Origin of the sequence: Lagierella sp. (assembly GCF_029983815.1) — a bacterium.
Classification (GTDB): Bacteria; Bacillota; Clostridia; order Tissierellales; family Peptoniphilaceae; genus Mediannikoviicoccus.
This window is the reverse complement of the sequence record NZ_JASBYU010000007.1, coordinates 1-24,450: the sequence shown is the minus strand read 5'-3', so window position 1 is coordinate 24,450 and position 24,450 is coordinate 1. Positions and strand designations below refer to the sequence as shown.

The 24,450-nt window shown below is 34.0% G+C and carries 21 protein-coding genes; 2 read left to right on the top strand and 19 right to left on the bottom strand.

Annotated elements, in window-relative coordinates; translation table 11 throughout:
- The 7 genes from queA to Q1K37_RS04190 form a co-directional block, all read right to left on the bottom strand.
- On the bottom strand, nt 1–1,032 hold the full coding sequence (gene queA / locus Q1K37_RS04220; RefSeq protein ID WP_300409678.1) for a tRNA preQ1(34) S-adenosylmethionine ribosyltransferase-isomerase QueA: 1,032 nt from the start codon (nt 1,030–1,032) through the stop codon (nt 1–3).
- Nucleotides 1,033–1,040: 8 nt separating this feature from the next.
- Nucleotides 1,041–2,048, bottom strand: a complete 1,008-nt coding sequence (ruvB, locus tag Q1K37_RS04215) for a Holliday junction branch migration DNA helicase RuvB (protein ID WP_300409675.1) — start codon at nt 2,046–2,048, stop codon at nt 1,041–1,043.
- A 5-nt stretch (nt 2,049–2,053) separates the two neighbouring features.
- Nucleotides 2,054–2,644: a Holliday junction branch migration protein RuvA gene (gene ruvA, locus Q1K37_RS04210; protein WP_300409672.1), complete on the bottom strand. Its 591-nt coding sequence runs from the start codon at nt 2,642–2,644 to the stop codon at nt 2,054–2,056.
- Nucleotides 2,645–2,648: 4 nt separating this feature from the next.
- Complete coding sequence (gene ruvC, locus Q1K37_RS04205; RefSeq protein WP_300409670.1) at nt 2,649–3,143, bottom strand: crossover junction endodeoxyribonuclease RuvC; 495 nt, start codon at nt 3,141–3,143, stop codon at nt 2,649–2,651.
- 201 nt (nt 3,144–3,344) lie between these two features.
- Nucleotides 3,345–4,070, bottom strand: a complete 726-nt coding sequence (locus Q1K37_RS04200; RefSeq protein WP_300409667.1) for a hypothetical protein — start codon at nt 4,068–4,070, stop codon at nt 3,345–3,347.
- Between the two features lie 19 nt (nt 4,071–4,089).
- Nucleotides 4,090–4,698: a zinc dependent phospholipase C family protein gene (locus tag Q1K37_RS04195; RefSeq protein WP_300409823.1), complete on the bottom strand. Its 609-nt coding sequence runs from the start codon at nt 4,696–4,698 to the stop codon at nt 4,090–4,092.
- A gap of 106 nt (nt 4,699–4,804) precedes the next feature.
- Nucleotides 4,805–5,242: a macro domain-containing protein gene (locus tag Q1K37_RS04190; RefSeq protein WP_300409665.1), complete on the bottom strand. Its 438-nt coding sequence runs from the start codon at nt 5,240–5,242 to the stop codon at nt 4,805–4,807.
- A gap of 64 nt (nt 5,243–5,306) precedes the next feature.
- Here Q1K37_RS04190 and sfsA point away from each other — a divergent pair, with 64 nt between their 5' ends.
- Together sfsA and Q1K37_RS04180 are read left to right on the top strand one after the other, a co-directional pair.
- A complete protein-coding gene (gene sfsA / locus Q1K37_RS04185) occupies nt 5,307–6,026 on the top strand; it encodes a DNA/RNA nuclease SfsA (RefSeq protein ID WP_300409663.1) in 720 nt (239 codons plus the stop codon).
- Complete coding sequence (locus tag Q1K37_RS04180; RefSeq protein ID WP_300409660.1) at nt 5,995–7,188, top strand: nucleotidyltransferase family protein; 1,194 nt, start codon at nt 5,995–5,997, stop codon at nt 7,186–7,188. Before sfsA ends, Q1K37_RS04180 begins: the two co-directional genes overlap by 32 nt.
- Before the next feature lie 72 nt (nt 7,189–7,260).
- Here Q1K37_RS04180 and map read toward each other — a convergent pair whose 3' ends face one another.
- The 12 genes from map to Q1K37_RS04120 all read right to left on the bottom strand — a co-directional run bounded on the left by map (nt 7,261) and on the right by Q1K37_RS04120 (nt 24,112).
- A complete protein-coding gene (gene map / locus Q1K37_RS04175; RefSeq protein ID WP_300409658.1) occupies nt 7,261–8,028 on the bottom strand; it encodes a type I methionyl aminopeptidase in 768 nt (255 codons plus the stop codon).
- Entirely contained in the window at nt 8,025–9,383 is a 1,359-nt protein-coding gene (locus Q1K37_RS04170; RefSeq protein WP_300409656.1) for a hemolysin family protein, read from the bottom strand. Before Q1K37_RS04170 ends, map begins: the two co-directional genes overlap by 4 nt.
- Before the next feature lie 62 nt (nt 9,384–9,445).
- On the bottom strand, nt 9,446–10,681 hold the full coding sequence (locus Q1K37_RS04165; RefSeq protein ID WP_300409654.1) for a HAMP domain-containing sensor histidine kinase: 1,236 nt from the start codon (nt 10,679–10,681) through the stop codon (nt 9,446–9,448).
- Nucleotides 10,665–11,339: a response regulator transcription factor gene (locus Q1K37_RS04160; protein ID WP_300409652.1), complete on the bottom strand. Its 675-nt coding sequence runs from the start codon at nt 11,337–11,339 to the stop codon at nt 10,665–10,667. Before Q1K37_RS04160 ends, Q1K37_RS04165 begins: the two co-directional genes overlap by 17 nt.
- 220 nt (nt 11,340–11,559) lie before the next feature.
- On the bottom strand, nt 11,560–13,581 hold the full coding sequence (locus tag Q1K37_RS04155; RefSeq protein ID WP_300409650.1) for a sodium-translocating pyrophosphatase: 2,022 nt from the start codon (nt 13,579–13,581) through the stop codon (nt 11,560–11,562).
- Nucleotides 13,582–13,650: 69 nt separating this feature from the next.
- On the bottom strand, nt 13,651–13,878 hold the full coding sequence (gene secG, locus Q1K37_RS04150; protein WP_300409649.1) for a preprotein translocase subunit SecG: 228 nt from the start codon (nt 13,876–13,878) through the stop codon (nt 13,651–13,653).
- A gap of 132 nt (nt 13,879–14,010) precedes the next feature.
- Nucleotides 14,011–15,987, bottom strand: coding sequence for a transketolase (gene tkt / locus Q1K37_RS04145; RefSeq protein WP_300409647.1), 1,977 nt, complete (start codon nt 15,985–15,987; stop codon nt 14,011–14,013).
- A gap of 93 nt (nt 15,988–16,080) precedes the next feature.
- The gene (gene lon / locus Q1K37_RS04140; protein ID WP_300409645.1) at nt 16,081–18,414 is read right to left on the bottom strand and encodes an endopeptidase La; all 2,334 of its coding nucleotides are present in this window, start codon (nt 18,412–18,414) and stop codon (nt 16,081–16,083) included.
- Between the two features lie 80 nt (nt 18,415–18,494).
- Complete coding sequence (gene clpX / locus Q1K37_RS04135) at nt 18,495–19,724, bottom strand: ATP-dependent Clp protease ATP-binding subunit ClpX (protein WP_300409642.1); 1,230 nt, start codon at nt 19,722–19,724, stop codon at nt 18,495–18,497.
- A gap of 11 nt (nt 19,725–19,735) precedes the next feature.
- Entirely contained in the window at nt 19,736–20,320 is a 585-nt protein-coding gene (gene clpP / locus Q1K37_RS04130) for an ATP-dependent Clp endopeptidase proteolytic subunit ClpP (RefSeq protein WP_300409640.1), read from the bottom strand.
- Nucleotides 20,321–20,345: 25 nt separating this feature from the next.
- Nucleotides 20,346–21,644, bottom strand: a complete 1,299-nt coding sequence (gene tig, locus Q1K37_RS04125; protein ID WP_300409637.1) for a trigger factor — start codon at nt 21,642–21,644, stop codon at nt 20,346–20,348.
- 110 nt (nt 21,645–21,754) lie between these two features.
- The gene (locus tag Q1K37_RS04120; protein ID WP_300409635.1) at nt 21,755–24,112 is read right to left on the bottom strand and encodes a cell wall-binding repeat-containing protein; all 2,358 of its coding nucleotides are present in this window, start codon (nt 24,110–24,112) and stop codon (nt 21,755–21,757) included.
- Nucleotides 24,113–24,450: the final 338 nt, after the last annotated feature.

Sequence of the window (24,450 nt, the reverse complement as noted above, 5' to 3'; positions counted from 1 at the left end):
TTAATCCCTCATAATAAACATAGCATCTCCAAAGGAGAAAAATCTATATCTTTCTTCTTGTGCAATTTCGTATGCTTTCATAATATTTTCCTTGCTGGAAAATGCAGATACTAACATTAATAGTGTAGATTTAGGTAGGTGAAAATTCGTTATTAAACTATCTACTACCCTATACTCAAACCCTGGATAAATGAATATGTCCGTCCATCCACTGTCTTCTCTAATATCTCCATATTTTTTAGCCACTGTCTCCAAGGTTCTAATACATGTAGTACCTACTGCAACGATATTGTTTCCTCTCTTCTTAGCATCATTTATCAGTCCCGCGGTCTCTTTTGGTAGAACATACATTTCTGAGTGCATTTTATGATCATCCACATTATCGACTTTAACAGGTCGAAAGGTTCCTAAACCAACATGTAAGGTTACAAAGGCAACAATTACTCCCTCTAGCCTTATTTTCTCAAGCAATTCTTTTGTAAAGTGAAGTCCCGCAGTAGGAGCAGCAGCAGAACCCTCATGTTTAGAATATACAGTTTGATACCTTTCTTTGTCTTCTAACTTTTCTGTAATATATGGTGGAAGAGGCATATTTCCTAACTTATCCAAAATCTCCTCAAAAATTCCTTCATAATAGAATTTTATAAATCTATTTCCTTCTTCGGAAATATTTACAACCTCTCCTTTTAATAGGCCATTACCAAATTCAACCTTCGAATTTAGTTTCATCTTCTTACCAGGTTTTACCAAACATTCCCATATATCATCTTCCATCCTCTTTACCAAAAGGACCTCTATCTTTTCATCTTTACCAGGCCTATTACCAAAGAGTCTTGCAGGAATCACTCTCGTGTTATTTAAAACGAGGACATCTCCCTCATTTAAATAGTCTACAATATCAAAAAATCTTTTATGTTCGATTTTTCCACTATTTCTACCCATTACAAGCAATCTAGATTCATCCCTGTTTTTTAATGGATGCTGTGCAATTAAAGTTTCATCTAGATTAAAATCAAAATCATCTGTTCTCAATAAACCACCTATTCCCTATATTCTATACCAAAGTGTTCAAAGGCCCTCTTAGTCACAACCCTTCCCCTACTAGTTCTGTTTAAAAATCCTATTTGGAGTAAATAGGGTTCGTATACATCCTCAATTGTGATACTCTCTTCGCCGGTAGAAGCAGCTATTGTATCAACTCCAACAGGACCACCATAAAAATTGTTAATTATTGTTAAAATTATCTTTTTATCCACACTATCCAAACCTAAAGAGTCTACTTCTAACATATTTAACCCCAATTTAGAAATCTCTTCAGTTATTTTACCATCATGGACTACTTGAGCATAGTCCCTAACCCTTTTCAATAATCTATTGGCAATTCTTGGCGTTCCCCTGCTTCTTCTCGCTATTTCCAAGGCGCCATTGTCATCTATCTCAACTTTTAATACCCCTGCAGATCTTTTAACTATTTTGGCTAAGTCGTTATTGGAATACAATTCCAAATTTAAAAGCACTCCAAATCTGTCCCTTAATGGGGAAGTCAATTGTCCAGATCTAGTCGTTGCACCAATTAAAGTAAAGTGTTCTAAGTCAATTCGCAAAGACCTTGCAGAAGGTCCTTTTCCTACAATTATATCCAGAGCATAGTCTTCCATCGCAGGATATAGCACTTCTTCCACAGAACGATTTATTCTATGTATCTCATCGATAAATAAGACATCATCCTTTTGTAGATTCGTTAAGATGGAGGCCAAGTCAGATGGTTTTTCAATTGCCGGACCACTCGTTATCCTTAAATTGACTCCCATTTCATTTGCTATAATATTTGCCAAAGTAGTCTTTCCAAGGCCTGGAGGTCCATGTAAAAGCACATGGTCCAAGGCCTCTCCTCTTTCTCTAGCAGCCTTAATGAAAATCTCAAGTTTTTTCTTAGCCTTATCCTGACCAATATAATCCTTCATCCATTTTGGTCTTAAAGAGTATTCAATGACTTCATCTTGAGAAATAAAATTTCTACCAACAATTCTCTCATTAGAATCTTCCACAGCTATCACCTCTTACTCTCTAGATTTTTCATTGCCATTTTTATCTTATCCTCAAGTCTTAAAGAAGGATCTATTTGTCCCAATACCTTTTCCACATCATTTTTTAAATATCCCAAATTGATTAAAGCTTCAATTGCAAAAACCCTATCCTCATCTTTATCAACTAAATTAGAGTCGGAATCTGGAACATGGTAATCCTTAGCCAACTTATCCTTCAATTCTAAAATGATTCTTCCGGCTGTCTTCTTTCCAATCCCAGGTGCCTTTGTTAAAAGCTCTACATCATTAGTGTGGATAGCGTACTTTATATCATTGGTGTTTAAAGTTGACAATAGAGATATAGCAACTTTAGGACCGATTGATGACACCTTGATTAATTCCTTAAAAAGATTTAATTCCTCTTCACTAGAAAATCCATAAAGAAAAACACCGTCTTCTCTGACAATATACTCAGTATATAATTTAAAGGTTTCATAGGTGTTTAATTCTGCAATAGTGGATGCAGTAGTATATATCCTATATCCTATTCCAGAGTTTTCAACTATTATTTCGTCTTCATATATGGCTTTTACATCGCCAATTATATAAGCGTACAATATATTACCTCATTTCATATAAGTACTTAAATTTATTGCTAAAGCAGTGACAAATTGCAATTGCAATTGCATCTGCTGCATCATCGGGCTTAGGTATATGATCAAGTCTTAAAATAGCCTTTACCGACTCTTGAACTTGTAACTTGTCAGCTCTTCCATACCCTACCACCGCCTGTTTAACTTGAAGTGGTGTATATTCAAATACTTCCAGGTCATTTTTTACCCCCGATAGGACTTCTACCCCTCTTGCTTGGGCAACTGTAATGGCGGTCTTTACATTTTTATTGAAGAAGAGTTCCTCAATAGCCATTTCTTCCGGCTTAAATTCAGTGATTATATTATTCATTTCTTCGTCAATAAATCTTAACCTTTCAGGCAGGGTAGACTTTGAAGAAGTTGTAATACAACCATACTCAACCAATTTTATTCTATTATTATAAAAATCCAGGACAGAATAACCAATAATTGCAATCCCTGGATCAATTCCCAATACTCTCACTAATACACCTCAATATAATTCTACCATAAAATAACTTTCATTTAGTAAGCCCCTAGGCAATAATCACGATTTATAAAAACGAAAGGAATTTATTAGTTCTTTAATAAATAAATCGAGCACTCACTACCAAGTCTAATGCTAATCACTTAACAGGTTTGAGTGCTACATTGATAAATAAAAAGAGGGTAATTTACCCCTCTCTTAATATCTGCTTAAAACTCTATCATTTACGCCAAACCAAACCGCTTCTTTACTTAGAAATTTGATTGAGCGAATATAAGTTTTTAATAATTTATCAAATAATTGCTCTAATTCTTTTAAGGTTATGAATCTTTCCTCAACTATATAGGTATTAACACCGTCAAATCTAAATATAAGCTGTTTATCCAAGTACTTGTTCAAGTAGTAAATCTTGTCCCGTATTACCCTATCAAAATACTTTCTTACAAGAATTTCAGTGTTTTTTTCAAATTCCTTATAGCTTTTTATGCCCTTAACAATATACTTTTTTACTTCCCTAGTCTCTTTATCCTTATAGGTATGAAATAATTTCTTTCTTCCCTTTAAATCCTTAGGAGATAATTTACTCAAAACAAAATTTTCAGCATAATTAACTGCATGAAAATTTTCATATCCCAGAGAATAGGCTTCAAGATATATTGCAAATTCCAGTCTAGAAAGATCTTCATTCAAAACTTTTACTCCAGCGGATTTAATCTCATCGATATCCTCTCTACCATTAAAAAACTTGCCAATGGCATTAAAAACCCTTTTAGTACAACTATACTTAGGCCTAAGAGTATTACACCTATACTCTGATTCTATTACTGATAGTAGGAGATACAATGAGTCCAAGTCATCTTGATATAGAAATCTAGACTTTAAATCTTCTTTTAGTTTGTCTTCTTTTTTCTTTGCAAGATGCATAGGCCCTCCCATATATTAATCAGAATAGAAAAGAGTACCTTAGATCCTCCTGGGTTGCTAGAGCTTCCACTACATCCAATATAAAGCAGGATATGTTTAAACTCAAATTTAGTGCAAAATCTAAATCCTGTTTAAAAGATACAGCTTTCGAATATTCTTCCTCAACTTTATTAATATAATCTATTACCAACTTCTTCAAGTGAATTGTTTCAAATTCATAGAGATTAATGGGTTGTACATTAATCACATTTTCTGTAAAATTATGGGATTTAACAAATCTGTTTAAATCCCTCTCGTATTTATAATGATCTTTAAAGGCGTTATCAAAAGTCCAATTCTCCTTATGGGGTAAACACATATAATCACAAAGAAAATGACTTATAACTCCTATTTTTGTAGAAAAAATCTTCCTCTTAAATCTATCAATCTTTTTAAAATTCAAAAATTTAAAAAGATAGATTAAGCTCACAATCTCATTTACTAAAAAGTCTTCACTATATTTTTTATAATGCCTTACAATCTTATATTGAGGCAAAATATCTGGGGATACCGCACCCCATGCCATCCATTTTTTGCTTAAGTTTAAATCATAGGTTCCATTTACCTTTTCACAAAGCTTGTCTGCAATTATTATATGTGTTTCAGGAAATATAGTAGAACACCCTTTCTTTTGTTAATTCTAAATTAACTGCTAATTAGAATGTTATCAAAACACTAGCGAAAAGTCAATGAAATTACCTGCAAAGATATACAATAAAATCATCGAATTTATATGCCTTAGAATGCAGAACCTTATTGAGACTTTCAATGTAGTCCTTGCCATATTTCTCTTTTAAATACGTTAAATTAATGGCTAGTGATTTGATATCATATTCCTTTGCGACTCTAATTATCTCATTAAAAGCACGATCAAAAAGTATTTTATTGATATTTGATTTTATGTCATGGGGTAAAACCGTCAATAGAATATAGAGATTACTTAAATCATATCCTGGTATTATCTTTACATCCCCCGTCGGGCAGCCTTGTAATTTAGTTAATGATTCCAACGCTTTAAGTCCCGCCCTGTTTATAAGCTCTTGAGACCCTTCTAATAGGGAATTTTTCGCAAAATATACTATAGCTTCACTTTCTACATCAAATATCTTATCCAAGGTATACCTTATATCCATATCCACCCACCTTATAGTTTTTTAGTATATAATAAGAGGGGAATAAAATCAATAAGGAGTTATAATGTATTCAAATATTTGCAAAGGTATTTTTATAAAAAGGCTAAATAGATTCATAGCTTTGGTTTATGTAAATGAGTCTTTAGAATTAGTCCATGTAAAGACAACCGGACGTTGTAAAGAAATTCTACAACCTGGAGTTTTATGCTACTTAGAAAAATCTAATAATCCCAATAGAAAGACTAAATATTCTTTAATTAGCGTTGAAAAAAATCATGTACTAATAAATATCGACTCCCAAGTACCTAACCAGATTATTTATGATGCAATAACTAAAAATTATATATTTCAACACCTTCAAACTAAAAATATAAAAAGAGAAGTCCCCTATGGATCTTCAAGATTTGACATATCCTTTTATTCCCAAACAGAGGACAAAAATTATTTTCTAGAAGTCAAGGGTGTTACCCTTGAAGAAAATAGGGTCGCAAAATTTCCCGATGCCCCAACAACTAGAGGAACTAAACATGTAAAAGAATTGATACAGGCAAAAAGAAGTGGTTTTGGTTCAATCATATTATTCTTAGTTCAGTTAGAAGAGGTAGATTATTTTACTTTAAATTATTCTTCAGACCAAGAATTTTCTAAGGCTTTGGAACTAGCTGAGAAAGAAAATGTGTCAATTTTTGCATATAACACTAAAATTCAAAGTGATAATATAGAATTATTTAAGGAAATACCGGTGATTCTAAATGAAAAATATAGCGATAATTTCAGAATATAATCCATTTCATAATGGACATTTACATCAGATACAAGAAGTTAAGAAAAAACATCCAGATAGTACAATAATAACTATTATGTCTGGAAATTTTGTACAAAGGGGCGAACCTGCCATCCTCAACAAATATGAAAGATGTAAAAATGCAATTTCCGCAGGATTGGACTTAGCCTTACAAATCCCGACAATTTATTCACTTCAATCTGCGGAAAATTTTGCTTTAGGTTCAATTAAAATCTTAGAGGAATTAAAAGTAGTAGATTATCTATCCTTTGGAATCGAAAGCAAAAACTTTGATATGCTCTACAAAATTGCAGAGTCTCAAATAAAAAACGGTAGCTTGCTAAAAGATAAAACTTCAAAACTTATGTCCCAGGGATTTTCATACCCAAAGGCCTTAGAAATTGCAACTAAAACTTTGTTGAACTTAGAATTTGATGAATTCTTTTTATCAAATAACATACTGGCCCTAGAGTATATTAAATCAACCATTAGAACAAATTCTTCGTTAAAATTCATTCCCATAACTAGAGTGGGATCTAACTATTTAACTGAAAAAATCGAAAATAATACTCAGCCATCGGCAACTGCCATAAGAAAATATATCTATAATGGCAAATTGGACTCCATTTCAAAATATTTACCAAATTCCACTTTAGAGTCATTAAAATCAGTTGAGACAAGTTTAGAATATTTTGAATTGATAAAATACGTTTTTTTGGTTGAAGATAAGAATTTAAAAACAATTACTGGATATGAGGAAGGGCTTGAGAATCTCATTGTTAAAAACTTAAAATCCTCTAATGATTTCAAGGAATTTATAGAAAAATCGAAGAGTAAAAGGTATAAAGAGGGTAGATTAAAGAGATATATATTAAACTGTATCCTTGAGATAAGCAAAAATCTTGTGGATGATTCCATAGAACACAAGCCAAAGTTCGTTAATGTCTTGGGTTTTAATAATAAAGGAGCTTCGATTTTAAAAGATATTTCCAAGGTTTCAGATATTAGTTTAATAGTCAATAAAAGGGACTTTAACTTAAAAGATAGTAACTCTAAGAGTCTTTTTCAGCTAGAGAATAAGGCCACAGATCTGTATAATATCATTTCTGGAGAGTTGAAGTCTGAATATCAATATATGCCTATAATACAAAATAATAAATAACAAAAGAGGGTTAAACTAGTTTTGATAGTTTACCCTCATTTATTTAGATTAAAAAGTTTTAAAATCAAAATATTAAATAAAAGGCTCTTCACCTTTTTGTAAAGTTAAGATTCTCGGGCCATCCTTGGTAATGGCTAGTGTATGTTCGTATTGACAAGAGATGCTTTTATCTTTAGTCCTTGCAGTCCATCCGTCATTGTCGATTTTACTCTTCCAGTCCCCAATATTTATCATAGGCTCTATAGTTATTACCATTCCCTCTTGAAGTCGTTGTCCTCTGCCCTTTTTGCCATAATGTGGCACCATAGGGTCCTCGTGCATGGTCCTTCCAATTCCATGGCCTGTAAATTCTCTAACTACGGAAAAGCCATTCTTTTCGGCATGTTCCTGGATAACGGCACCTATGTCACCTAATCTATTTCCTATTACAGCTTCTTTTATCCCTAAATAAAGACATTCCTTAGTGGTTTCCATCAGTTTTTTTACATTGTCTGATATTTCTCCTACACTGTAACTCCAAGCAGAGTCCCCCATAAAGCCATCATATTCTACAACTGTATCAACAGTGATAAGGTCGCCTTCCTTTAGTACTTCATCAGAAGGAAATCCATGACATATAACATCATTGACAGATGTACAGGTGGCATAGGGAAAACCTTGATATCCAATTTGAGATGGAATAGCTCCTTGCTCTCTAATGAAGTTTTCACAAAACTGATTTATTTCAGAAGTCTTAATTCCTGGTTTTATAATATTTCTTAATTCCTCATGCATCCTTGCTACGATTTGACCAGATTTATACATTTTTTCTATTTCAGTTGAATTTTTAATATATATCAATATTCTTCTTGCTCCTCTGCTTCTTCTCTTCTTTGGAACTCTTCAGATAAAACTATTCTAACTTGTTGAATTCTCTTGTTTTTAACGGTTTCGACATTGAATTGGACACCGTCCACCTCTAAGGAAGGTTTTTCTCCGTCTCGAGGGATGTAACCTAGATGGTAGATAATAAATCCACCTACTGTGTCATAGTCCTCAGTATCTTCATCGAATTTACTGCCAATCCTATAATTTAATTCATCTATTTCTAATGTTCCTTTGACAGAAAAAGTATTTGAATTTATTATTTTAAAATCCGGTTCTTCCTGGTCATATTCATCATAAATATCACCCATTATCTCCTCAATAAGGTCCTCCATTGTAACAATTCCCGAAAAACCTCCATACTCGTCTATCAAGACAGCAAAATGAACCTTGGCTTCTTGCAATTCTAAAAATAACTCGTTTATATTTTTTCTTTCAGGTACAAAATAAGCGGGTTTTATTATTTTTCTTATGTTAACATTGTTAAAACCATGCTCAAAGGCCTCTCTCATAAAGTCTTTAATATACAAGATACCTATAATATTGTCGATATCATCTTCATACACTGGTATCCTACTATACTTCAATTCCATCATTTCACCGATATATTCATCTATAGAACTCGAGATATCAATGCAAAAAACCTCTGTCCGAGCCGTCATTATATCCTCTGCTAGGATGTCATCAAAACCAATTACAGAGTCAATCATCTCCCTTTCAACAGGGTCAATAATCCCCTGTTCTTGTCCTACTTCAACTATGGACTTAATCTCTTCTAAAGTAACCTTTGCTTCCATCCCACTGGTGTCTTGACCTAAAAGTCTTAAAATTCCATTTGTTGTTGCAGATAGCAAAAAGACAAAGGGCTTCATTATCTTAGAGAAGAAATTGACTATTCCAATAGATGACATTGAAAATTTTTCTGCATTTTGTAAAGCTACTCTCTTAGGTATAAGCTCTCCAAAGACTAAGTTAAAATACGCTAATACTACAGTCAATAATACAAAGGCCAATTTACCTGAATAAGGTATTCCCAACTTGAAAAATAGTTTTCCAATTTCCTTGGAAAGCCCTACGGATGCAGAACCAGCAGAGAAAAAACCCGCAAGGGTAATTCCTACTTGAATCGTAGATAGAAATCTAGATGGTTCCGCTATTAAATTTAATAAAATTTTAGCCTTTCTACTTCCCTTTTCTTCTGCTAAGAATTTAATCTTCTTCCTGTCGACGGATACTATAGCCATTTCTGCAGCTGCAAAAAAGCCATTAATTGCCGTCAATATCAATAATATTGCTATCTGCTTCGGGACATCCGGTACAGTATCTCCCATAACTCCTCCTAAAAATAATCATTATTATTTAATATAACACATAAACCTTGGAAAAAAAAGTATCAGATTGGTAATTCTACAATAAAAGTATTACCCTTATTCTCATAATTTTTCCAGTATATTCTACCATGGTGATTTTCTACAATAGTTTTAGCTATTGCAAGACCAAGACCATATCCCCCCTCAGAATTTCTAGATCTTGATTTAGATTCTCTTACAAATCTTTCAAATATTTTATTAGCACATTTTTCATCGATTGGCGGACCTATAGATGTTACTGAAAAAAATATTTTTTTCTCCTTTTCATAGAGTTTTATACTTATGTCATTATGTGGCTTTGAATATTTGCAGGCATTGTCAATAAGGATAATGATCAATCTTTTTAGTTGATTCCTATCCCCTGAAGTCATCAAATTTTCTGACATCTCCTTATAAACGATATTTAGATCATTTTCAAAGGCAATGGATTCAAAGGTCAACGCTACCTCTTCTACCAATTCAGAGAAATTGATTTTCTCTAAGTTAAAATTCATATTATTGGCATCTTTCTTGGCTAAAAACAGCATTTCTTCTACTAAATCCTTCATTCTCTTAGTCTCAAGCTCTGTGTTTTCTATCCATTTTACCTGATCATTATTATAATTATCGTATTTTTTAAGAATTTTCAGATTGGCGAGTATTACAGTAAGGGGGGTTTTTAATTCATGGGAGGCATCGGCGATAAACTGTTTTTGATCCTTCCACGTGTGTTCCACCGGTTCCAAAGCCTTGTCTATTAAATACTTAGAAATAAACCCTATTATAATCATGGTAAATATAAATGCACTTATTAAAGCCTTTGCCAAAAGCTGTATCATATTTATCTGTGGCGATATATTGACAAGGAAAAGAATATACTTCCCATTTTCCTCCAAACTCACAACTTGGTATTTGAACTCTTCGCTAAGAACATATCCTTTTGCATCTTTATGTCGATTTATGTGATTAACAATTTTTGTTAACACTTCGTCCTTCAGCTTTCTATTTATATTACTTGCAACAAAACTGTATTCGTCACCTATTTCATAGACAAAAGTGGGTTGACTCTTGTTGTCGCCTCTTAAAAAAAATGGAATATTGTAGAGTTCTCCTCCACTGAGCAACTCTGAAACTACAGTATTTAAGTAATCATCAGTACTTATCCTTAAAACTCTATAGGAATATAGAAAAATGCCTGAAAAAACCACAAGTAGAACAGAGCCTACCAACGACACCGCAATGATGAAAAACTTGCGTTTTAATTTATCCAGTATATTCAAGTTTATACCCTAACTTTCTTAAAGTAGTAATTTCTACCTTGCTTTTTATGAATTTCAGTTTCTTTCTAACAAAGGAGATATACACCTCTACATTATTGTCCTCAGCATCGGAGTCATATCCCCAAATCTTTGAAATTAGGTCATCCTTTGTTACAACTATATTGGCATTTGTCATCAACAATTTAATTAGTTCAAACTCTTTTGCCGTTAAGTTAATGGATTTATGCTTTGTGGAAATACTGTAATTGTTTAAATCTAATATCAAATCCTCAAAGGTCAATTCATCCAATATAACTTGTCCTTTTCTCCTTGTAATGGCTCTAATCCTCGCTAGAAGCTCTTCTACGTCAAAGGGCTTAGTCATATAGTCGTCAGCCCCATAATCAAGTCCTAACACTTTAGATTTAACTTCATCTTTAGCAGTCAACATCAAGATAGGAGTTTCAATTCCCTTTTTTCTAACTTCCCTTAATACCTCAAACCCATCCATTTCAGGAAGCATCACATCCAAAATTATACAATCATAAATTTCAGAGGAAGCATAGTACAAACCATCCTTACCATTATGTACTATATCTGAATCATATTTTTCGCTTTTTACTATTTCCGAAATAGCTTCTGCCAGTCTTACCTCATCTTCTACTATCAATATTCTCATTTTTAAATCACCTCGTTGAGTAGTATTTTATCAGATTTTTATTAAAAATTGCTTAAAGGATGATAATAATTATCCATATATGTAAATTATTTAAAATCGATGCTTGTTAATTCTTAAAGTTTAATTTTTTTCCCAAGTTTTAAATATTCTACTGATTGAAAAAAGGAATATAACTAACGCTATATTCCTGATTCCAATATATTAAACTGTTAAGATTTTATTACTTTGAAAACATATTTAATATGATTCCACCATATTGATAGATTAGTGGGGCAAATACCAATGATACAACTGTCATTAGTTTTACTAAAATATTTAATGAAGGTCCTGAAGTATCCTTAAATGGATCTCCAACTGTATCTCCATTGACAGCTGCTGCATGGGCCGCTGAACCCTTTCCACCATGATGGCCGTCTTCAATATATTTTTTAGCATTATCCCAAGCTCCACCGGAATTGGACATAAATATCGCCATTAAAACACCTGTGATAAGTGAACCAGCTAAAAGTCCTCCAAGAGCTTCAGGTCCTAAAAGAAATCCTATAAGAATAGGGCTGATAACTGCTAAAATTCCAGGTACAATCATTTGTTTCAAAGCAGCAGTTGTAGATATGTCAACACATCTCTTATAGTCTGGTGTTGCTTTACCTTCCATTATTCCACTAATTTCTTTAAATTGACGTCTAACTTCTTTAATCATATCGTTAGCCGCTGTACCTACTGCATCCATAGTAAGTGAAGAGAAAAGGAATGGTAACATACCACCTATAAACATACCTGCAACAACGTCTGGCTTAGAAACATCTATAGCTTCTAGTTTAACAACAGCATTATATGAAGCAAATAGAGCCAGTGCTGTAAGTGCTGCTGAACCTATTGCAAAACCCTTACCAATTGCTGCTGTTGTATTTCCTACAGCATCAAGTTTATCTGTAATATTTCTAACTTCTTCTGGAAGATTTGACATTTCTGCAATACCACCAGCATTGTCAGAGATAGGGCCATAAGCATCTACTGCAATAGTCATACCACAAGTAGATAACATACCAATAGCCGCTACAGCAATACCATATAATCCCTTAGCAGGGTCTGCAATACCTGTTGCAGATACAAATGCGGCAATAATACCAATTGCAATTATAACTATTGGAGCTGCTGTAGACATCATACCTACTGCAAGACCGGAAATTATATTTGTTGCAGAACCAGTTTCAGATTCCTCTGCAATTTTTTGAACTGGTTTCTTGTCTCCAGATGTGTAATATTCTGTAAATTGTGAAATTAAAACTCCTACTACAATACCTATAGCAACTGCTATAAATGGAACGAAACTTTGAAGTATATACTTTGATAGTGCTGCTGCCCCAATTATTGCAATAATTGCAGAAATAAGAGTACCACCATTAAGTGCTTTTTGAGGATCTCTATCTCCTCTTACTGTAAGTATTCCGATTATTGAAGCGATTACACCAATTGCTGCTACGGCAATAGCGTAATAAACTCCTTCTGCACCAAAGGCAACCATACCTAAAGTAATACCAGATAGGATAGAACCTACATATGATTCAAAAAGATCCGCTCCCATACCAGCCACGTCTCCAACATTATCTCCTACGTTGTCCGCTATAACAGCTGGGTTTCTAGGGTCGTCCTCAGGAATTCCCGCTTCTACTTTACCTACAAGGTCTGCACCAACATCCGCAGCTTTAGTATAGATACCTCCACCAACTCTTGCAAAAAGTGCGATTGAAGAAGCACCGAAACTAAATCCAGTTACAATTGAAGCATCTTTGAAAATTAAATATGAAGCTGTTATACCAATAATTCCAAGTCCAACTACACACATTCCCATAATAGCTCCACCTGAGAATGCTACATTTAAAGCCTTAGCCATACCGCCTTCTTTAGCAGCATTAGCTGTTCTAACATTGGCCCTAGTTGCAGCAACCATCCCTACAAATCCAGCTAACATGGATAGTACTCCACCAAGGATAAAGCACATTGATGTACTTAAACCTACAGTTGTTCCTAATATTACTGCTACAACCGCTAAAAAAACGATAATTGCGCGATTTTGTCTTCCAAGATACGCCATTGCACCGTCGTATATGAAAGTTGAAATTTCTTTCATTCTTTCCGTTCCCACAGATAGAGCTGAAATTGAGTTTAATTTAATAAATGCAAAAATCAATGCTAAAACTCCAGCACCTATGGCAACGTATCCAAATACGTTTGTATTCATTTGTTTCCCTCCTAAAATTTATAATAACAAAAATAAAGCGATTAAAATAATCGCTAAATTACAAATTAATTACTTAGATAGCATAGCTAATACCAATGCAGAAAGTAAGAAGATAATTGACGCTACCACAACTATTCTGTCGATTAAGTAATTTTTTGAAGTCTTTCTTCCATAACCAGCAGTATTAGAGCTTTCTGTTAAAGATGCAAGTCCATCGGACTTTGATTCTTGAAATAAAACAGCAACTATAATAACCACACTAGCTAGACCTAGTAAAACTTGTAAAAAAGTATTCATTTGGCACCTCCTCTGCATAAGTTCAATTACGATAATATCATAATTATAATTTCATATCAAGTAAAAAATACGTCTAAATGTCTATTTCATCGGTAATAGAACTTTTAGCACGCATCTTTTACCCAATGATTTTTATTCGTTTTTCAATAAACTTAAGGACTCTTCAACTATATTTTCAACTGTGAAACCAAACTTAGGGAATAATTCTTCTGCAGGTGCAGAGGCTCCGAAACTTTCCATGCCTATGCATTTTCCGTCTAAGCCCACAAGTCTGTCCCAACCCATGGTCGATAATGCTTCTACAGAAACCCTCTTTCTGATTTCATTAGGCAAGACCTTATCTCTATAGGACTGCGGTTGTTTCATAAAGACATCAGGACTTGGCATTGAAATAACCCTTACTCCATAACCTAATTTATTAAGTCTTTCTGCAGCATCGCATATAAGTTTTACTTCAGATCCTGAAGCCATTAAGATAATATCCAATCTTTCTCCTAAGTCCTTTAAAACATATCCTCCATATATAGCATCTCTACCTGTTTCTTCAAGGTTTTCTAACTTTTGTCTTGTCAATGCAAAGACTGTAGGACCGGTTTTATTCGTAAGTGCATATTCATAAGCACTCGCCGTTTCCTTACCATCTGCAGGTCTGAAAGTTGAAATATTAGGAGTTGCTCTAAGCATACACAACTGTTCAATAGGTTGATGAGTAGGACCATCTTCACCCACACCTATACTGTCATGGGTTAATATATATAGAACCTGTTGACTCATTAACGCAGACAGCCTAATGGATGGTTTAAAATAGTCACTAAACACTAAGAAAGTAGCCACATATGGTAATAATCCACCATGTAGACTAATTCCATTAGCCATTGCTGCCATAGCCATCTCTCTAACACCATAATTTATATTTGATCCACTTCTATTATCCGGCTTGAAATATCCAAAGTTTTTCATTTCCGTTTTGTTTGAAGGAGCTAAGTCGGCAGAACCACCAAATAGATATGGTAATTTTTCAGAAAGTCTATTTAAAATAATTCCAGAATATCCTCTAGAAGCATCATCCTTTTCAAAAGTATAAAAATTATCATCAAAAAGGTTTTGAGGTAGTTCTCTCTTTAAAGAAAATTCCAATTCCTCTGCAAGTTCTGGATATTTTTCCCTATATTCAGCATATAGAGATTGCCATTTTTTATGTTCTTCTTCTCTTTTAATATTTCCTTCAGAAATATAGTCCTTAACCTCATGTGGAACATAAAAATCTTCTTCATAAGACCACTCAAGTTTTTCTCTTAAGCTTTTTACGCCATCATCACCAAGGGGTTCACCGTGAGCCTTTGCCATGCCTTCCCTTGGACTATCTGCACCAATTTTAGTCTTAACTTCGATTAAGCTAGGTTTACTAGACTTTTTAGCTTCATTGATTGCTTGTAAAATGGACTGGGTGTCCCTTCCATCTTCAACATAGAAAGTTTCCCAACCTAAAGCCTTATATCTGTCTATTACAGATTCTTTAAAAGCTAAGTCCGTTCCCCCTTCGATAGTTATATTATTTGAATCATAAAGTACAATTAACTTAGATAATTCATTAGTTCCAGCAAAGGAAGATGCTTCATTGGAAATACCTTCCATCAGACATCCATCCCCAACTAGTACATAAGTATAATGGTCTATAATGTTAAAACCATCTCTATTGTACTTTGCAGCTAAATGCTCCTCCGCCATAGCCATACCAACACCCATTGCAATACCCTGTCCCAATGGTCCAGTAGTGGCTTCTACTCCAGTAGTATGTCCAAACTCAGGATGACCTGGAGTCTTTGAGTCTAGCTGTCTAAAATTTTGTAAATCTTCAATATCCAATCCATATCCAAACAAGTGTAAAAGTGAATATAAAAGCATGGAACCATGTCCAGCTGATAAGATAAATCTATCCCTATTAATCCAATTTGGATCTTTTGGATTGTGTTTTAATACTTCATCCCAAAGGGTAAACGCCATAGGAGCTGCACCTAAAGGAAGTCCTGGATGACCTGACTTTGCCTTTTGAACTCCTTCGGCGGATATAACCTTTATAGTATTTATTGCCAATTGTCTATTATCCATAATCCACCTCTCAATTTTTCTAATACCCAATAAACATTATAACCGTACTATGGATTATCTACAAGTTGTGGGAAATCATATCGTATTAGACTTTTACTTCTCTTTTAATGCTAAATCTAAAACTTCATTAATGGTCTGGGCAAATTTTATTTCCATATTCTTTTGCACATTTTCAGGAATTTCCGTTAAATCTTTTTTATTTCCATATGGTAAGATTACAGTCTTAATTCCATACCTATTTGCAGCAAGGACTTTTTCCTTTACTCCACCAATTGGTAAAACTCTACCTCTAAGTGTAATCTCCCCTGTCATGGCAATATTATGGGAGACTTTTTTCCCACTAAGAGCGGACACCAAAGCAGTAGTTATGGAAATTCCCGCAGATGGACCGTCCTTTGGAACAGCACCTTCTGGGAAGTGTAAGTGAATGTCTTTGTCCTTATAGAACTCTCCTTTTATATTTAATTCATCCTGATTGCTTCTGATGTAAGAAACAGCCGCTTGTGCAGACTCCTTCATTACATCCCCCAACATTCCGGTGAGTTTTAACTTGCCAGAGCCCTTCATAATATTTGCCTCTATGGTCAAGATTTCACCGCCAACAGAAGTCCATGCCAATCCATTGACTATACCAACCATATCCTCTGTAGGAATATCGTCATCGATTATCTTTTTAGAACCAATATACTTTTCTAAGTTCCTACCATCAATCCTAATGGATTTTTTCTTTTTTTCCACAATTTCGATTACAGACTTTCTAATGGCTTTAGAGATTATCCTCTCTAAATTTCTAACACCTGCTTCTCTGGTATAGTTCAAAATTATCTTTTTTATACAGTTGTCTGAAATCCTAAACTGAGATTCAGAAATCCCATGTTCTTTTAATTGCTTAGGGATTAAATGTCTCTTAGCTATATTAAGTTTTTCAATTTCCGTATATCCTGCAATTCGAATTATTTCCATTCTATCAAGCAAAGCATCTGGGATTGTGTTTAGAGAGTTTGCAGTAGTAATAAACATCACCTTGGACAGATCAAAGGGAATTTCCAAATAATTGTCCACAAAACTGTCATTTTGTGCTGGATCTAAGACTTCCAATAGCGCCGATGCAGGATCTCCCCTAAAGTCCGATGCCAACTTGTCAATCTCATCTAATAGAAAAACAGGATTTGTAGAATTGGCATCTTCCATCAGCTTTATTATCTTACCTGGCATTGCACCGATATAGGTCTTTCTATGCCCCCTTATCTCAGCTTCATCCCTAACTCCACCAAGTCTCATACTAACAAAATTTCTATTGGTGGCCTTAGCAATAGACTTTACAATAGAAGTCTTTCCCACACCAGGTGGTCCAACCAAACAAAGAATAGGCCCCTTTAAACCATCAGTTAACTTTTTAACTGCAATATATTCTAAAATTCTCTCTTTGACGTCCTCTAAAGCATAGTGTTCACTATTTAAAATATCCCTTGCCTTTTTTATATCATAGCTTTCCTTAGTCTTCTTATTCCAATTGATACTAAGAATTTCATCTAGATAAGATTGAATAACATTTACTTCAGGGCTCATATTGGACATTTTTTCAAGTCTCTTTACTTCCTTTAAAACATGCTTTTCAGATTCCTTGTCAAGTTTTAGTTTCTTAATCTTTTTAGTGTAGTTCTCTACAATAGACTCTTCGTCTTCTTCCCCTAATTCCTCTTTAATAACAGACAATTGTTCCTTAAGGAAATATTCACGTTGAGATTTGTTGATTTGAACATTGACCCTATTGTTGATCTCCTCTTCAATCTTTAAGTATTCTATCTCCTTTATCAAAATCTCATGTAGTATTTCCAGACGTTTTTCTAAATTATCTTCTTTTATTAAAGAGTAATAATCTTTGGGTTTTAATTCTAAATAAGAACTTACAATATCTGCCAATCTTGTTGGATTTTTAGTATCTAAAACAGGAATTATCATTTCCTCTGAAACCAAAGGATTACTCTTTATAAACTCCTGTACATCCTTAAGCAATAATCTTGTAAGAACCTCAAGTTTTTCACTAGATATCTCTTCTATATTCTCAACTAATTCCTCAACTTCCACTTGGAAAAATTCCTCATCTTCAATAAATGAAACAACTTTACATCTAAAAATTCCTTCCACTAAAACTCTAGTAGTTCCATTTGGAAGTTTTAAAGTCTGTCTTATTTCGGCACAAACCCCATAGTCAAAAAGGTCCTCCTGGGAAGGATTTTCTTCCACAGGATCCTTCTGAGGAATAAGTAGTATTTTATTGTCCTTAAGAATTGATGTCTCCAGTGCCTTAACAGATTTCGGCCTTCCCACATCAAAGTGTATTATAGTTTGAGGGTATACAGTTACACCCCTTAGAGGAATCACCGGAATTAAATTCTTAACCATTTTTTCTTTTTCTTTATCCATCTTTACCTCACAAAATCGAACACTATAAGTGCTAAGTATCCAATATTTTAAAAATAGGCCCACCTAAGTGAGCCATAAAATTAATTATAAACCAAGGTTGGTTTTTCGTTTTTAGTTACTGTACTTTCTTCAATTATAACCTTTTTTATATTATCCATAGTAGGAATTTCAAACATAATATCCAATAAAAGCTCTTCAATTATAGATCTTAAACCCCTTGCCCCTGTCTTTCTATCATATGCTTTTTGGGCGATAGCTTTCAAGCTATCATCAGTGAATTCCAAATCTACTCCATCCATTTTGAAAAGTTTCTTATATTGCTTAACAATCGCATTTTTAGGCTCACAGAGTATCTTTATTAAAGAATCTACATCGAGCTCATCCAAGGTTACAATAAGTGGAATTCTACCTATTAATTCAGGAATCAGACCATACTTTAATAAATCTTCCTGTCTAACATCCTTTAATAATTCATAGACTTTTTTATCTTGTTTTCCAAGAAAATCTGCACCAAATCCAATGGACTTAGTCTCTTTTCTCTTTTCGATAATCTTTTCTATACCTTCAAAAGCTCCACCAAATATAAAGAGGATATTGGTTGTATCAACTTCTATATATTCTTGATTAGGATGCTTTCTTCCACCCTGAGGAGGAACATTTGCTATAGTTCCCTCAATTATCTTCAACAAGGCCTGTTGGACTCCTTCTCCACTTACATCCCTTGTTATAGATGGATTTGCAGATTTTCTAGAAATTTTATCGATCTCATCCACATAGATAATTCCTCTTTCAGCTCTTTCAATATTATAATCAGCTGCTTGAACCAATTTTAATATTATATTTTCAACATCTTCCCCAACATAACCAGCTTCAGTTAAAGATGTTGCATCAGCAATAGCAAAGGGTACTTCCAAGGTCTTTGCCAAAGTTTGAGCAAGTAAAGTCTTTCCAGACCCTGTTGGTCCTATAAGCAAAATATTGGATTTTTGTAATTCTACATCACTATCATCTATGTCACTATTAAGCCTCTTATAATGATTGTATACAGCAACAGCCAGGGCTCTTTTACCCTGGTCTTGCTGTATAACATAATCGTCTAAGACCTTTTTCATTTCAGCAGGCTTATAAAATTTACTTTCTTTGATTTCCTTAGCTTGAGCATATTTAAACTCTTCATCTATGATATCATTACATAATTTAATGCATTCATCACAGATAAAGACATTTGGCCCAGCAATCAATCTATTGACTTCATCAGAGGTTTTTCCACAGAAAGAGCAACTAATTCTATTTTCCTCTTTTTTTGCCATATAGCCTCCCACTACATTGATTTCTCAATAACTTTATCTATTAAGCCATATTCCTTAGCATCTTCAGCCTCTAAAAAGTTATCTCTATCGGTATCTCTTTCAATTACTTCCAAAGGTTGACCTGTTCGCTCAGACAATATCTTATTCAACTTGTCCCTGGTCTTTAAAATCTTTTCAGCATGAATTCTAATATCTTCAGCTTGACCTTGAGCGCCACCTAGAGGTTGATGAATCATAATATCTGAGTTTGGTAATGCAAATCTCTTGCCTTTTTCACCTGCCGCCAATAGGAAAGCTCCCATACTTGCAGCCATTCCTATGCAAATAGTGCTAACGTCACATTTTACATATTGCATAGTATCATAAATAGCAAATCCCGCACTAACAGAACCTCCAGGAGAATTTATATACATTTGAATATCCTTTTTAGGATCTTCAGACTCTAAAAATAACAACTGGGCAACAATCAAATCTGCCATTGCATTATTTATTTCCCCACTTACAAATATTATTCTATCCTTTAAAAGTCTAGAATAGATATCATAAGATCTTTCTCCTCTATTTGTTTGTTCAACTACCATAGGTACTAAAGTCATATTTACCTCCTAATTATTCTAACCGTTAAGCTTCTTTGAAACTTACCATACTAACTAGTTTTTCTAAGGCCTTTCTTCTATTTACAGTATCAGTTATAAAGTCAAAATCTCCAGATTCCTTTAAATTCTTTTTAAATCCTTCAACATCTTTTACTTCGTATTGTTTAGCTAATTCGGAAATTTCCTTATCTATTTCCTCCTCAGTCGCCTCAATATTTTCCTTTTCAATGAAGGCGTCTAAGGCTAGTTCTCCCTTAACTTTCTTTTCAGAAGCAGGTCTTAAATCTTCTCTTGTCTTTTGTTCATCAGTATGTGTAATGGCGTAGTACTGCTCAGCAGATATTCCCATGCCTTGTACTCTATATAAGAAGTTTTGATATTCCCTATCAACTTCCATATCGATCATAGATTCAGGTATTTCTACATCCATAACATCAATTAAAGCTTCAACGGATTTATTTTCCTTTTGTACTTCAATAGACTTCTTGTTTTCTTCTTCCAAGTCTATCTTAATATTGTTTTTGTATTCTTCTAAAGTATCAAATTCAGATACGTCCTTTACAAATTCATCATCTAGTTCAGGAAGTTCTTTTTCCTGGATAGAATTTAATTTAACTTCGAATATTACATTTTTTCCTGCCAAGGATTCTTCTTGGTAGTCTTCAGGGAAAACAACATCCACATCAAATTCTTCCCCTATTTTCTTTCCAATGATTTGTTCCTCAAATCCTGGAATAAAAGAACCAGAACCTATAACTAAATCATAATTATCTGCAGAGCCTCCTGGGAATTCTTCACCTTCAAGTTTTCCAACAAAGTCGATATTTGCAATATCCCCATCCTTAACTGCTCTATCCTCTACAGAAATCATTCTGGAGTTGGACTCTAATTCAGAGTCTATAACTCTTTTTATATCATCTTCAGTTACTTCGGTATTTTCTATTTCAACTTCTAGATTAGAGTAATCTCCTAATTTAACCTCAGGTTTAACATCCACTTCGAACTTAAACTTAACAGGACCACCCTTTTCTAGTTCATCTATGTCCACTTCTGGTTGAGCAACAGGCTCTAATTCAAGCTCTTCAACAGCAGACTCATAAGCACCTGGTAATAGAATATTAATAGCATCCTCATAGAACACTTCTATCCCATAGTTAAGTTCTACTATCTTTCTTGGAACCTTACCCTTTCTAAATCCCGGTACAGAAAATCTATTTTTATTCTTAATGTAGGCTTTTTGTATAGCTTCCTCAAACTGACTATTAGGAAGTTCTACAGTAAAAACCGCCCTATTTTTTTCTTTGCTAACTAAAACAGCACTCATAATATTCCTCCATTGTAATTAAAGTATTCACATTAAATTAGTATATCATATTTCTCTAAATTATGCACAAATCAAGCACTCAAAAATTTGAGTGCTTAATCAAGTGAAATTTATTTTGTAAGTCCAAAATATCTAGCTATGGTCTTAGCCATATTAGCAGCCAAAATTTCAGCATTTTTTTCATATTTTAATACGTCGTCCATATTATCATGGAAGCAGTGTTCAATTAACATTCCTGCAGACGCCTTATTATTTCTTAGAACTCCATAGAAGTTGGATTTTGGATCAACTCCATCCGTATTGTCGCCGTAGTATCTATATTTTACACCACGATTTCCGATTCCCAAAGTTGAAGAGATGGTCCTTGTCAACTGATTTGCAAGAGTTGTAGCCCTTCTATCGACATCCTCATAGATTTCTACGCCACTTGCCTTTGAGTTGGCTGCATTGGTATGAAGTGAAATAAACAAGTTGTGACTAGCTCCCAATTTACCCCTTGTTGCAAGGCCAGGATCTTTCCAAATACTGCTTCTAGTAGTATTTACTTCAATACCGTACTTTCTCAACTCCTTAGCCAATAATAGGGAAAAATGATAGTTTCCATCACCTTCGTTATTCCATCTTGGTCCAACATAACCTCTATTATGGGCTGAACCTGCACCATGGCCAGGGTCCAACATGATTCTTACCTTCGTAGTAGGTTTTTGATTTCCAGTAACATCTAGAACGTCAGATGTGTTATAAAGTTGGTTTAAATAGCCCTTCATATTGCTTATAAAAGCATCTGAAACCCATTTGTTACCACCATATACAGTTACAGTCTTAGCTTTAGTATTTTGTACATATTTCTTTAAACCACTACTTATATTATCGTCACTCACTAGAATAGTAGGTTGATTTTTAAGACCACTAACGGGACCAGAAGTCAAACTATCTACAAATTCCCTTCCTGTAGCAACCCCTAACTCACTAACTGATGGAAAGTACTTATTAGCAATAGCCAAGGATGTATCGTACCTTGATCTACCAGAAACCCTAACAACATTTTTTCCTAAGGACCTTAAGAAAGTTATAACAGAATTGTCTATTGTTGAGTCTCCACCAACAACAATTACAGTGGAAACGCCACTGCTATTAATATAATTCTTAACGGCATTAGGTACTGACTTTTGAAAAGTATATAGTATTGGATAACCCTTATTAGCCGCTAAAGCCGAAGCCGATAGTGAATCTGGTAAACTATCCTTGCTTGAAAGGATTAGGGCGCTTGCCTTTCTTATACTTTGAGATTGTGAAGCAACTTTTACAGAAGTTCCCTCATCACTTCCTCCGTCTAAAATTTGAGTTTGTTTTCCCATTGATTTAAGCTCAGAAATGACCTTTGAGGAAATCTTTGACAGTCCACCAATTACAAATATCTTTCCAGCACCTAATCTGTTTATCTCAGACTTAGTTGATGTGTTTAATTGATCCTTTCCAGTAATTAAAATAGGACTATTTAAACTTCCCGCCAAGGAAGATCCTACTAAAATATCATTTGGCATCTCTCCATTTGCAAGTACTACAGACTTAGCACTGCTAAATTTGCTTTTAGATATACTAACAGCCGTTTCATACCTACTTCTACCAGAAAGCCTATTTACATTCACAACAGCAGATGTTGATGATTCTCCACTTAATTCACTTACATTATCTTCTTCTACAGAAGATAGGGACATCAATTGCGCTTGATCCTCTTCAACAGGCTCCTCTAAATTCAAATCAACTTTATTAGTATAATCGGACAGTAGAGTCAATCCTACATGTTTAGAATATGATCCTACTTGTAAGTTTAAATCATAATCTCCTGCAGGTAAGTAAGTATTTTCTTCAACTCCAAGGGATGAAGATAGTCCATTATTGAAAACCGACATATTAGAAGTAGCCTTTGATGAGCTAATACTAATATCTACTTGTGCGTATTCCCCTTGGGCATCATATCCTATAATAGTTGAAAGCAAATTCTCCAAGTCTTCTCCAATGATTGAGGATTTTCCCTCTAGCACATCAGAAAGGACATATCCAGTAGACTCTCCTGTCATTTCTTCTAGGTTTTCATAGATGTCAACTGAAAACTCATTACTATCTAAAGCACCATCTATGGTATCTTGAACTAAATTCCAACTTCCTGACAAGTCAAAATTTAAATCAAAGTAATATAGTCCAGTGTCATCATTGTACTTAGAAGTAAACTCTCTAGTTTCGTCATTTTCATTTTTGAATACAACTTTCGAACCTTCACCTATTGTTCCTATTCTACTATCCTTAATATAAAGTGGTTTTCCTTTTAACCCTTTTATACTACTTATATTTACCGGTTTATCATTAGCTTTTGAAACTGAATTGATAGCACCAGTAGAAAATATAGTTACAAAGAATATAGAAATCGCCATTAACATCGACATAAATTTAAATGATTTTCTGTTCATCTCTAACTCCTTTTCATCTCCCAAATATACCTCAATTATATATCAAAGCTAACAGCTTATCCAATTTACAAGCCTATTTGATAAAATTTATCATGCTTTTGTAACTTTTTTGTAACATTTGAAATTGTTAAAAATGATTATCCTAAGGAAATAGAGTTTGAATATTAGATCTAGATTAAATCTGAGAAAATTTTCGTTAATAAATTATTAGATTTTTGCTTAACACTTCTGTAACTTTAATGGAAAATAAAAAAACGCCTGAACACAGACGTTTCTTAAAATTATTGGTCGGGGTGAGAGGATTTGAACCCCCGGCCCCATGGTCCCAAACCACGTGC

Bases quoted from the DNA above. Each gene is read 5' to 3' on its own strand.
- Q1K37_RS04120 (WP_300409635.1), bottom strand. From the start codon at position 24,112: ATGAACAGAAAATCATTTAAATTTATGTCGATGTTAATGGCGATTTCT.
- Q1K37_RS04155 (WP_300409650.1), bottom strand. From the start codon at position 13,581: ATGAATACAAACGTATTTGGATACGTTGCCATAGGTGCTGGAGTTTTA.
- Q1K37_RS04170 (WP_300409656.1), bottom strand. From the start codon at position 9,383: ATGGGAGATACTGTACCGGATGTCCCGAAGCAGATAGCAATATTATTG.
- Q1K37_RS04200 (WP_300409667.1), bottom strand. From the start codon at position 4,070: ATGCATCTTGCAAAGAAAAAAGAAGACAAACTAAAAGAAGATTTAAAG.
- Q1K37_RS04160 (WP_300409652.1), bottom strand. From the start codon at position 11,339: ATGAGAATATTGATAGTAGAAGATGAGGTAAGACTGGCAGAAGCTATT.
- clpX (WP_300409642.1), bottom strand. From the start codon at position 19,724: ATGGCAAAAAAAGAGGAAAATAGAATTAGTTGCTCTTTCTGTGGAAAA.
- Q1K37_RS04190 (WP_300409665.1), bottom strand. From the start codon at position 5,242: ATGGATATAAGGTATACCTTGGATAAGATATTTGATGTAGAAAGTGAA.
- lon (WP_300409645.1), bottom strand. From the start codon at position 18,414: ATGGATAAAGAAAAAGAAAAAATGGTTAAGAATTTAATTCCGGTGATT.
- tig (WP_300409637.1), bottom strand. From the start codon at position 21,644: ATGAGTGCTGTTTTAGTTAGCAAAGAAAAAAATAGGGCGGTTTTTACT.
- secG (WP_300409649.1), bottom strand. From the start codon at position 13,878: ATGAATACTTTTTTACAAGTTTTACTAGGTCTAGCTAGTGTGGTTATT.
- sfsA (WP_300409663.1), top strand. From the start codon at position 5,307: ATGTATTCAAATATTTGCAAAGGTATTTTTATAAAAAGGCTAAATAGA.
- Q1K37_RS04180 (WP_300409660.1), top strand. From the start codon at position 5,995: ATGAAAAATATAGCGATAATTTCAGAATATAATCCATTTCATAATGGA.
- tkt (WP_300409647.1), bottom strand. From the start codon at position 15,987: ATGGATAATAGACAATTGGCAATAAATACTATAAAGGTTATATCCGCC.
- clpP (WP_300409640.1), bottom strand. From the start codon at position 20,320: ATGACTTTAGTACCTATGGTAGTTGAACAAACAAATAGAGGAGAAAGA.